This is a genomic window from Frankia sp. CcWB2, from assembly GCF_977927585.1.
The window spans coordinates 22,364-32,157 of sequence record NZ_CDWRCM010000017.1 but is presented as its reverse complement, the minus strand read 5'-3'; the positions used below and the strand labels follow the sequence as shown (position 1 = coordinate 32,157).

General features: G+C 71.0%; 10 protein-coding genes. 7 read left to right on the top strand and 3 right to left on the bottom strand.

Annotated features, from left to right (window positions below; translation table 11 throughout):
• Positions 1-364 precede the first annotated feature (364 nt).
• The 4 genes from ACY45C_RS03630 (at position 365) to ACY45C_RS03615 (ending at position 3,401) form a co-directional block, all read left to right on the top strand.
• Positions 365-988, top strand: a complete 624-nt coding sequence (locus ACY45C_RS03630) for a dTDP-4-dehydrorhamnose 3,5-epimerase family protein (RefSeq protein ID WP_462186232.1) — start codon at positions 365-367, stop codon at positions 986-988.
• Complete coding sequence (locus tag ACY45C_RS03625; RefSeq protein WP_462186227.1) at positions 985-1,557, top strand: N-acetyltransferase family protein; 573 nt, start codon at positions 985-987, stop codon at positions 1,555-1,557. The genes ACY45C_RS03630 and ACY45C_RS03625 overlap by 4 nt, the downstream gene beginning before the upstream one ends.
• 294 nt (positions 1,558-1,851) lie before the next feature.
• The gene (locus ACY45C_RS03620; RefSeq protein ID WP_462186226.1) at positions 1,852-2,388 is read left to right on the top strand and encodes an ATP-binding protein; all 537 of its coding nucleotides are present in this window, start codon (positions 1,852-1,854) and stop codon (positions 2,386-2,388) included.
• Entirely contained in the window at positions 2,385-3,401 is a 1,017-nt protein-coding gene (locus ACY45C_RS03615) for an RNA polymerase sigma factor SigF (RefSeq protein WP_462186225.1), read from the top strand. Before ACY45C_RS03620 ends, ACY45C_RS03615 begins: the two co-directional genes overlap by 4 nt.
• 9 nt (positions 3,402-3,410) lie before the next feature.
• On the opposite strand, the gene ACY45C_RS03610 is transcribed toward ACY45C_RS03615, so the two are convergent.
• Positions 3,411-3,872, bottom strand: coding sequence for a hypothetical protein (locus ACY45C_RS03610; protein ID WP_462186224.1), 462 nt, complete (start codon positions 3,870-3,872; stop codon positions 3,411-3,413).
• Positions 3,873-4,060: 188 nt separating this feature from the next.
• On the opposite strand from ACY45C_RS03610, the gene ACY45C_RS03605 reads away from it, so the two are divergent.
• Positions 4,061-5,038: a diacylglycerol/lipid kinase family protein gene (locus tag ACY45C_RS03605; protein WP_462186223.1), complete on the top strand. Its 978-nt coding sequence runs from the start codon at positions 4,061-4,063 to the stop codon at positions 5,036-5,038.
• Between the two features lie 27 nt (positions 5,039-5,065).
• On the opposite strand, the gene ACY45C_RS03600 is transcribed toward ACY45C_RS03605, so the two are convergent.
• The gene (locus ACY45C_RS03600) at positions 5,066-5,839 is read right to left on the bottom strand and encodes a glycerophosphodiester phosphodiesterase (RefSeq protein ID WP_462186222.1); all 774 of its coding nucleotides are present in this window, start codon (positions 5,837-5,839) and stop codon (positions 5,066-5,068) included.
• 558 nt (positions 5,840-6,397) lie between these two features.
• Between ACY45C_RS03600 and ACY45C_RS03595 the strand changes: the two genes are divergently transcribed.
• Positions 6,398-6,646 (top strand): WhiB family transcriptional regulator, encoded by a 249-nt coding sequence (locus tag ACY45C_RS03595; RefSeq protein WP_011438134.1) that lies wholly within the window; start codon positions 6,398-6,400, stop codon positions 6,644-6,646.
• A 414-nt stretch (positions 6,647-7,060) separates the two neighbouring features.
• Here the strand turns inward: ACY45C_RS03595 and ACY45C_RS03590 are convergent, their stop codons facing one another.
• Complete coding sequence (locus ACY45C_RS03590; RefSeq protein WP_462186231.1) at positions 7,061-8,524, bottom strand: sensor histidine kinase; 1,464 nt, start codon at positions 8,522-8,524, stop codon at positions 7,061-7,063.
• A gap of 100 nt (positions 8,525-8,624) precedes the next feature.
• On the opposite strand from ACY45C_RS03590, the gene ACY45C_RS03585 reads away from it, so the two are divergent.
• Positions 8,625-9,791 carry an 8-amino-7-oxononanoate synthase gene (locus ACY45C_RS03585; protein WP_462186221.1) on the top strand — a complete coding sequence of 389 codons (1,167 nt, stop codon included), beginning with the start codon at positions 8,625-8,627 and terminating at the stop codon, positions 9,789-9,791.
• The last annotated feature ends 3 nt before the right edge of the window (positions 9,792-9,794 follow it).

Sequence of the window (9,794 nt, the reverse complement as noted above, 5' to 3'; positions counted from 1 at the left end):
CGAACACGCTGCGCAACCACCCGCCGAGCCCGCAGATGCCTCAAACCCGCTTAACTTCGAAGAGCCCCCATGACCCGCGTCCGGTTGTTACGACATCGCTATGGGGACGTAATGAAGTAACAAATACGCGATCGAGAGCATCATCGCAGGTCACAGGCCTGTGGAGGGTTCGAAACGCGCAAGTTATTTCATTTCGACTCCTATGTCCTCTTTCACCGACACCAAGGAGCGGGAGAAGCGGGTGGAATTTGTCACCTACTTCACCGCGGCCCCTCCGTCACGGCCGGAGTCCGGGGCCGGCTCGGGTCCGACGCGTGGTCCGGCGTTCTGGGAGGCGCGGGAGCGAACCGGTACCTTCGCACACGTGGAGATCAGCGAACTATCGGTTCCGGACGCCTGGGTGTTCACCCCACGTCAGCACTCCGACAGCCGCGGGACCTTCCTGGAGTGGTTCCGCTCGGACGCTCTCGCCGAGGCGGTGGGACATCCGCTCACCCTGTCGCAGGCCAACCACAGCGTGAGCCGGGCCGGCACGCTGCGCGGGGTGCACTACGCGCAGGTCCCCCCCAGTCAGGCGAAGTACGTGACGTGCGTGCACGGCCGGGTGCTGGACTGCGTCGTCGACATCAGGGTCGGCTCACCGACCTACGGGACGTTCGCGGCGGTCGTCCTCGACGACGTCGACCGGCGGGGCCTGTATGTCGCGGAGGGTCTCGGACACGCCTTCATGGCGCTCACCGACAACGCCGCGATCTCCTACCTGTGCTCGACCCCGTACACCCCCGGGCGCGAGTACGGGGTCCACCCACTCGACCCCGATCTCGCGCTGCCCTGGCCCGACGATCTCGTACCGTTGCTGTCCGACAAGGACACCGCGGCGCCGTCACTCAAGGAGGCGGAGGCGGCTGGCCTGCTGCCCGACTATCGCGCCTGCCGGGCCCTGTACGCCGAACTCCGCTCGGCGAGCGCCGCCGGGGACATCCGGTGATCCGGGTGGCCGGCCCCGGAGACGTCAAGGTCGTCCACCACCTGGTCACCGAACTCGCCGCGTACGAGAAGGAGCCGGCCGCCGTCGCCATGACGCCCGCCGATCTCGACACGGCCCTGTTCGGACCGGTGCCGGCCGCCCACTGCCTGGTGGCCACCGCAGACCACCCTACCGGCGACTCCACCCCACCACAGGTCGTCACCCCACCACAGGTCGTCGGCTTCGCGCTCTGGCACCCGACCTTCTCCACCTGGACCGGCCAGACCGGGATGTACCTCGTTGATCTGTTCGTCCGGCCGGGCCACCGCCGCCGTGGTCACGGGCAGGCCCTGCTCACCACTCTCGCGGCGATCTGCGCCGACCGCGGCTACCGGCGCATGGAATGGGCGGTACTGGACTGGAACGCCCCGGCGCAGGCGTTCTACCGCTCCCTCGGCGCGGGGCCGATCGAGGGCTGGACGACCTGGCGCCTGGGCGCCGGCGCCATCACCGCACTGGCCGGCGTCGGTGCCGGCAGCGATGCGGCCGGCAGCGCTGCGGCCGGCACCGCCAGAGCCGGCACTACCTGAGCCGCACCGCCAGAGCCGGCGACGGCCAGACAGGCCGGATGCAGCAGCTTACGATCACCCGACCTGCGGTACCCATCGGCGGCTGGGTACGGTGGAGTCGGTGGCCGCCGCCCGGCCGCCGACGGAGCGGAAACCATCCGCCCATGCGGGACGTCATGGTCGGGAGCGGAATACTCGACCCGTCGACGGGTGGGAGAGGAACCGCCGAGAATATCATCATCTGATCGATCTTGGTCGGCAGGACACCCGCGAGGCGCCGTCCTCGCACGACGCAGGCTCTTTGGGGGTAGGAACGTGGATCCGACGCCTTCGACCGGCGGCGCGGAGAGCTCCGACACCATCGACAGCCAAACCGCCCACTCAGGCGGCCTACGCGACGTGGTTGCGCTCACCCTGCCCGCCGCGAGCGCCTACCTCACCGTCCTGCGCACGGCGACGGCCTCGCTGGCGGCCCGCCTCGACTTCACTCTCGACGACATCGAGGATCTCCGGATCGCCGTGGACGAGGCGTGCGCCCTGCTGCTCGTCTCGGCCGTGCCGGGTTCCTCGCTGGACTGCACGTTCACCCTCTCGCCGGGGGTAATGCACGTCTTGGTGACGGTCGAGAGCCTGGACGGCGAGCAGCCCTCCGAGGACACCTTTGCCTGGACCGTGCTCAAGGCGCTGGCGAGCGACGTGCAGACCTCGACGGGCCCGGGGTCCCGGGTGAGCATTGCCCTGCAGAAGCGCAGGGGCGTGCGCGCCAGCCTCGGTGAGCCTCCGGCCGGCCACGTCCGGGGGTCGGGTGCGTCCAGAGAGACTCCATTGGGCGACACGGTAGGTACGTCGTGACGCCGACCGGGAGAACTCCGACCCCACCGCGCACGGTACCTGATCACGACGTATCCGGTCGCGACGCATCTGATCATGACCCGGTGTCCACCGTGGACCCGGTAGCGGCGTTGAGTCAACGGGGATCCGTGCTCGACGACCACCCGGGGATCGACAGCGATCTCGGCCCCGAGGTGACGACCCAGGCACTACCGAACCCGGCGGTGGACGGTACGGCGATCGACGGGGAGAGCGATCGGCCCGACCGCGCGCATTCGCCCGACCGGGCCTTGGCCCGCACGCTGTTCGTCCGCCTCGCCGAGCTACCCGAGGACGATCCCGAACGCTCCGCCGTCCGCGATCAGCTCGTCCGGATGCACCTGCCGCTGGTGGAGTACCTCGCCCGCCGTTTTCGCAACCGGGGCGAGCCGCTCGACGACCTCATCCAGGTGGCCACCATCGGATTGATCAAATCGGTGGACCGATTCGATCCGGAACGTGGGGTGGAGTTCTCGACCTACGCCACCCCGACCATTGTCGGTGAGATCAAGCGGCACTTCCGGGACAAAGGCTGGGCCATCCGGGTCCCCCGCCGCCTTCAGGAGCTCAAACTCTCCCTGACGAAGGCGACCTCCGAGCTCTCCCAGACACTGGGCCGCTCCCCCACGGTGAGTGAGATCGCCCGGCATCTGCAGATGAGCGAAGAGGACGTCCTCGAGGGGCTGGAGTCGGCGAACGCCTACTCGGCGGTCTCCCTCGACGCGCCGGACTCCGGCGACGACGAGGCACCCGCCGTCGCGGACACCCTCGGCGTCCAGGACGAGTCCCTGGAGGGCGTCGAGTACCGCGAGTCCCTCAAGCCGCTGTTGGAGAAGCTCCCACCGCGGGAGAAGCGCATCCTGCTGCTGCGGTTCTTCGGCAACATGACCCAGTCCCAGATCGCGACCGAACTCGGCATCTCCCAGATGCATGTGTCCCGGCTCCTGGCTCGGACCCTGGCCCAACTGCGGCGCGGCCTGCTCGAGGACGGCTGAGCGGACCCGTCACCCGGTCCCGCCGCCGCGCCGAGGCGGGACCGCCGGCCCGAGCCCACCGGCCAGCAGCAACGCGACGACGATGACAAGGGGCACGACGAGCAGCGGGATGCCGTAGCCGTAGCGGCCGGACTGCACCAGCCCCCACGCCACCGGCAGGCACAGGATCTGCACGACCAGGGTGGGCGAGCGGAAGGATGCGCCGTTGCGCAGCACGCCTCCCGCGAGGACCGCCACACCGAGCCCGCCGACGATGGCGAGCACCCCACCGCTCTCGGCACGACCCACGTCGTCGATGTCCGGCCCGAAGCCGCGCAGCACCTGCAGGATTCCGAGGGCCAGCAGGGTCAGCGCCTCGATGGCGAGCAGGACGGACGCCACCCGAGTGGGCACGGACGCCGCGCGAGCAGCCTGCCGCAGTGTGCCGAAGCGGCCGGCCGCCGGCTGATCGGGATGACTCGTGGATCCCATATCCCCGACACTACGTTTCCGGGGCCGTCGGCGTTCCCGGGGCCGTCGGCCAGTGCCCCCGGGGACCCTCCGGACGGTGTCCACCGCGCCATCACCCGTCGCACTTCGCGAGGTGTCCGCCGGATTCCAACGGTGTGAGAGTTTTCCCAGCCGGCGACCCGGATGACCAGGCGGACTACGGTGGAGGCATGCGAGGGCTGTTGGTCGTCAACCCCGTCGCCACTGCTACGACCGAACGTGTTCGTGACGTCCTCGCCAGCGCGCTCGCCGCGGACCTCGCCCTGGAGACTGTGGTCACCAAGGGGCGGGCGCACGGGGTGGAGCTGGGGGCCAGAGCGGTCGAACTCGGCGTCGACGTGGTGATTGCGCTCGGTGGGGACGGTACCGTCAACGAGATCATCAACGGACTGCTCCAGAACGGTCCGGTACCGGGCGGCCCAGCGTTCGCCGTGGTCCCGGGTGGCAGCACCAACGTCTTCGCCCGCGCGCTAGGCTACTCTGCGTCACCGGTGGAGGCGACCGGCGAGCTGCTGCGCGCGCTCCGCGAGGGCCGCACCCGGCGGATCAGCCTCGGCCAGGCTCAGTACGGCGACGAACGGCGCTGGTTCACGTTCTGTTTCGGCATCGGTCTGGATGCCCAGGTCGTCGCGCGGGTCGAGGAGAAGCGTGGCGAGGGCAGGCGCAACACCGCCGGCCTGTTCCTGCGGACCGCGGCGGGTCAGATCCTCCACGGCACCGACCGCCGCGGTTCGCCCATCACCCTGACGACCACCGACGCCGGCTCGGCCCTCGACCCCGGGAGCACCGGCCCAGCGGGCGGGCGGGCCGAGGAGCACATCGCCTTCTGCATCGTCTGCAACACCCGCCCGTGGACCTACCTCAACTCCCGTCCCGTCCTCGCCTGCCCGGACGCGTCCTTCGACACCGGTCTGGACCTCCTCGCGCTGCGGCGGGTGCGGTTGCCCAGCGTGCTGTGGGCCGCCGCACGGATACTCACCGACGGCGAGGGTCCGCGCGGTCGCAACGTGGTGCGCCGCCACGACACGTCGTCGATTCGCTTCTCCACGGACACACCCCTGCCGGTGCAGATGGACGGCGAGTATCTCGGGATGTTCTCCGAGGTGCTGCTGACCCACCATCCGCACGCGCTGCGCGTCGTCGCCTGACGGCTGCCCGCCCGGGAGAATGTCCGCTCAGGCGTCGAGCGCCGTGGTGGGGGTCCCGTCCGGCCGGGACAGTGCCTGGCGGATCTCCACGGGGTCGTCGCAGATCGCCCCGGTGACGCCCGCGTCGCGGATCCGCCGGGCGTCCTCGACGCTGGTCACCGTCCAGGTGATCAACCGGACGCCGGCCTCGCGCGCCCGTCCAGCCGCGTCGGAGGTGCCGAGCACCGCGCTGGTGTGCACATGCAGTTCGGTGTGGCCCGCCGACCGTGCGTAGGCGAGGCCGCCGCTCACCGACATCCGGGGCATGGTGAGGAACGCCGTCGTGACCGCGAGGCCGGCGTCACGCACCGCCTCGATGGCGAACCAGTCGAACGACGACACCGTGATGCCGCCGGCACCGGCGTCGAGGTCGGCGGCGTCCGGCCGGCGGCCGGCCCATCCCCGGGCCCGCAGCGTCTCGGCGAGCCGGCGCGCGGTCTGCTCCCGGGGTGCGTCGAAGTCCGGCTGCCCGGGCTGGTTCTTGATCTCACAGATGAGCCGACCGCGACGATCCCACACGTCAAGGATCTCATCGAGCAGGGGAATGCCCCGGGCCCGCAGCGCCGCCGTGGTCCGCCGGACCACCGCCCGGCCGGCGGGGCGGGACAGCCGCGCGTCGTGCACGCAGACCAGGTCGCCGTCCGCGCTGCGCCGCACGTCGACCTCGACACCGTCGGCGCCCACCCGCAACGCGGCATCCACCGCCTCGACCGTGTTCTCCGGGCCGGGAACCCTGCTGCCACGATGACCGAGAACCTCCATGCTCCAACCCTGCCAGCTCCGGCGGCGCGAGCGGGTCAGATCGGGCCGGGATGACGGCGCACACCGGCGCCGGAGCAGCCCTCAGACAGCCCTCGGGCAGCCCCCGGACAACACAGAACGGATCCATGACCGACTGGCCTGACATCGGCGGCTTGATCGCCGAGGATCCGGGCCGCCCACCGGCCGCACCGGTGACGATCGGTGCGACGGAGTGTGACATCCCCTGGCAATCGGGGCTCCCGTGACACTTCGGCCAGCTAAGGAGACGGTCGCCCCCCGTGGTCCGCCTGTGTCCCTGCCGGACAAGTGCAGGCCAGCCAGGCTGTGAAGAGGCTTGCAGGTTCTTGCGCCGTTGCCTGTTCGGGTGGGAGGGTGGCGAATGTCCGAGGTGGATGCACGTGCACCCGGGCTCACCGACACCCGGCAACCCGCTCTACGGCCCGCCGCCGAGGCCGAGCAGACATCCTGCTCAATTTATTTTTACCTCGGCACAACCGTAGCGGCTCACAAAGCGTCTCATGTGCAGTGTGGCCCGAGACGAGAGAGGGAGTTGTACGCATGGACTGGCGCCACAGAGCGCTCTGCCGTGACGAGGATCCCGAGCTCTTCTTCCCGATCGGTACAACCGGTCCGGCGGAACGCCAGGTCGAAGAGGCAAAGGCCGTTTGCGCGCGGTGCGCAGTCACGAGTGACTGCCTCAACTGGGCACTGGACACCGGGCAGGACTCCGGTGTCTGGGGCGGGATGAGCGAGGACGAACGCCGGGCGCTTAAGCGCCAGGTCCGACTCCGGGTTCGAACCGCCTGACCGCAAGACCGTCCCCGACGGCGGGCCGACAGCGCCCGAGGACCCGGCACCACGTCCCGGGTCCGAACAACAACACCCGCTCGCGGCAGGCCCTGCCCGCCGGAACCGGCACCGGCGGACCACAGTGGTCGCCGCATGAGGTCATGCCACAACCCGTACCGCAGCACGGGGGTAGCTGGCAGCAGCATCGGCCGTTCTGTCCGCGCGCCCGCCGCAGCAATGCGGCGCGACGCGGACGGGGCGGCCGTAATGTTTTCCGCCCCCGACCGCGCCTCCCGGCGATCGGGCCCGCTCAGGCGAGCCACCGCCCGGGACGCTCCCGACCCGGGCCCCCACGAGCACGCCACATCGGCACGACGGCCATGGACGAGGGACACATCTTGGGGGATACCCCCTCCCGGGCACCCTAAACACTCAACTTTCAGAAAGTGGGATCGACAGGAGCGCCTCCGTCCCGCACTCTGGACCGGCTTGGAGCCGGATGGTGCCGTGCATCTCGCCCAGCACCAGCTGGCGGACGATCTGCAACCCCAGCCTTGGCGAGTGCTCGAGCTGGAAGTCCTCGGGCAGCCCGGCACCGTCGTCGGCCACGACGACATCAAGCCGGTCTGCCAGGCGGCTGACCCGGATCTCGATGGAACCCGCCAAGCCGTCGAACGCATGTTCTACAGCATTCTGTAGAAGTTCGGAAAGCACAAGAGCCAACGGGGTGGCGAGTTCGCCGGGAAGCCGCCCGAACGACCCGGTCCGGCGGGTGTTCGCCCGAGCCCCGGTGGAGGCCAGATCCACCGTGACCGAGGTGATCTGGTCGGCGATCTCGTCGAACGGCACGCTCTCCCCCAGACTCTGGGACAGCGTCTCGTGCACGACCGCGATCGAGGTGACCCGGCGCACCGACTCCCGCAGCGCCGAGCGCGCCTCGTCGGCCTTCGTCCGCCGCATCTGCAACCGCAGCAGGGCGGCTACGGTCTGTAGATTGTTCTTGACTCTGTGATGAATCTCACGGATCGTCGCGTCCTTACTCAGCAGCAGCGCCTCGCGGCGACGCAGCTCGGAGACGTCCCGGACGAGTACCAGCACCTCCCGGGTCGCCCCGGGAAAGAGCGGGATCGCCCGCAAGAGCACCACCGTGCTCCCGACCGCGGCTTCCACCTCCACCGGCCGACGCCGGCCGAGCGCGTGCCAGACCGCCGGGGTCGCGGCGGACAGGTTCAGCGCCCGGTGCACGGAGCGGAGGTCCTCGCCCGTGACATTGCCGGTGTAGCCGAGCCGGCGGTACGCCGAGAGCGCGTTCGGGCTCGCGAAGATCACCTTTCCGGCGCCGTCGAGCCGCATCATGCCGTCGCCCACCCGGGGGGACTCGGGAAGCTCCGCCGAGCTGCCGCGGAACGGAAAGGCGCCCTCGGCGATCATCAGGGCCAGGTTGTTGGCACCCTGCAGATAAGCCGACTCCAGCGCGCTCGGCGTCCGGGTGGTCGCGAGGTTGGTGTCCCGGGCGAGGACGGCGATCACCTCGTCACCCCGCCGGACCGGGATCGCCTCGGTCCGCACCGGGACCCCGCCGTCCCACTCGGGCTCGCCCTCCCGCGCGATCCGGTGTTCCCGCCAGGCGTTCTGGACCACCCAGCGATTGATCACGACGCTGCCGACCTCGTCGTTGTGGTACGCGGTCGGACCGGTGGTGGGACGGACCTGGGCCACGACGAGGAATTCGGCTCCGCTGGCGTGGCCGCCCCGACTGGCCCCCGAGCCGGAGCGGACAGGCACGAGCAGCAACAGATCAGCGAAGGAGAGGTCGGCGAGCAGAGCCCAGTCCGCGACGAGCGCGTGCAGGTGGTCGATGTCGTCGTCGCTGAGATCCGTGCTCGCGCGCAGCATGTCGGCGAGGGTTCCCACGGCTCGCAGACTGCCAGACCGGCCGGGTTCGTGAGGTGGCGGGCACCCCATCACAGTGGTCGATACCCGTACGCTGGCCCTCGTGACCGTCGATGATGCCGCGGCGGCCGCGCCGCTCGCCTGGCTCGCGGGCCACGCCCGGGCCCGGGTCGCCGCCGGGCTGCGCCGCGAGCTACGCCCGCGGGGCGGCCCGGACAAGCCGGGCGCGGGCGTGCTCGTCGATCTCGCGGGCAACGACTACCTCGGGCTCGGTCGTCATCCGGCGGTCGTCGACGGCGGGATCCGCGCCCTGCGCGCCTGGGGTGCCGGGGCCAGCGGGAGCCGGCTCGTGACCGGGACGACCGCGTTGCACGGGGAGCTGGAGAACGCGCTCGCCGCGCACGCCGGATTCGCCTCGGCCCTGGTCTTCTCCTCCGGCTACACGGCGAACCTCGCGGTGGTCACCGCCCTGGCCGGCCCCGGCGACCTGGTCGTCTCGGACGCGCTGAACCACGCCTCGATCGTGGACGCCTGCCGGCTGTCCCGGGCGGACGTCGTCGTGACGCCGCATGCCGATGTGGCCGCGGTCGCGGCGGCCCTCGCTGGACGCCCCTGGCGGCGGGCACTCGTCGTGACCGAGTCAGTGTTCTCCGCGGACGGCGATCTCGCCCCGCTGACCGAACTGCACGCGGCCGCCCGGGTCCACGGAGCGGTCCTGGTCGTCGACGAGGCCCATGCGCTCGGGGTGGTCGGGCCCGCCGGTCGTGGGGCACTCGCCGCCACAGGCCTCGCCGGGAAGCCGGATGTGGTGGCGACGGCCACCCTGTCCAAGGCGCTGGGCGGCCAGGGCGGTGCGGTGCTGGGCGGGGTGGCCGTGCGCGATCACCTCATCGACACCGCCCGCAGCTTCATCTTCGACACCGGCCTCGCCCCGGCGAACGTAGGCGCCGCGCTGGCCGCCCTGGAGTTTCTGGGGGCCCACCCGGAGCTGCCCAGCACCGTCCGGCGCCGGGCCCGTCAGCTCGCCGACCTGACCGGCGCGCCGGATCCCGCCGGGGCCGTCGTCTCGGTGATCATTGGGGATCCCGAACCCGCGACCGCGGCCGCGGCGACCTGCCGCGGGCACGGGGTGGCCGTCGGCTGCTTCCGGCCACCGACGGTGCCGGTCGGGACCAGCCGGCTGCGCCTCGCCGCCCGGGCCGATCTCACCGATGCCGACCTCGCGATCGTCACCGACGCGCTGGCCGCCGCCGGGGTCCTGGCCCGATGACGG

Excerpts from the sequence above, each read along its gene's own strand:
- ACY45C_RS03610 (WP_462186224.1), bottom strand. The coding sequence starts at position 3,872 with ATGGGATCCACGAGTCATCCCGATCAGCCGGCGGCCGGCCGCTTCGGC.
- ACY45C_RS03605 (WP_462186223.1), top strand. The coding sequence starts at position 4,061 with ATGCGAGGGCTGTTGGTCGTCAACCCCGTCGCCACTGCTACGACCGAA.
- ACY45C_RS03600 (WP_462186222.1), bottom strand. The coding sequence starts at position 5,839 with ATGGAGGTTCTCGGTCATCGTGGCAGCAGGGTTCCCGGCCCGGAGAAC.
- ACY45C_RS03595 (WP_011438134.1), top strand. The coding sequence starts at position 6,398 with ATGGACTGGCGCCACAGAGCGCTCTGCCGTGACGAGGATCCCGAGCTC.
- ACY45C_RS03590 (WP_462186231.1), bottom strand. The coding sequence starts at position 8,524 with ATGCTGCGCGCGAGCACGGATCTCAGCGACGACGACATCGACCACCTG.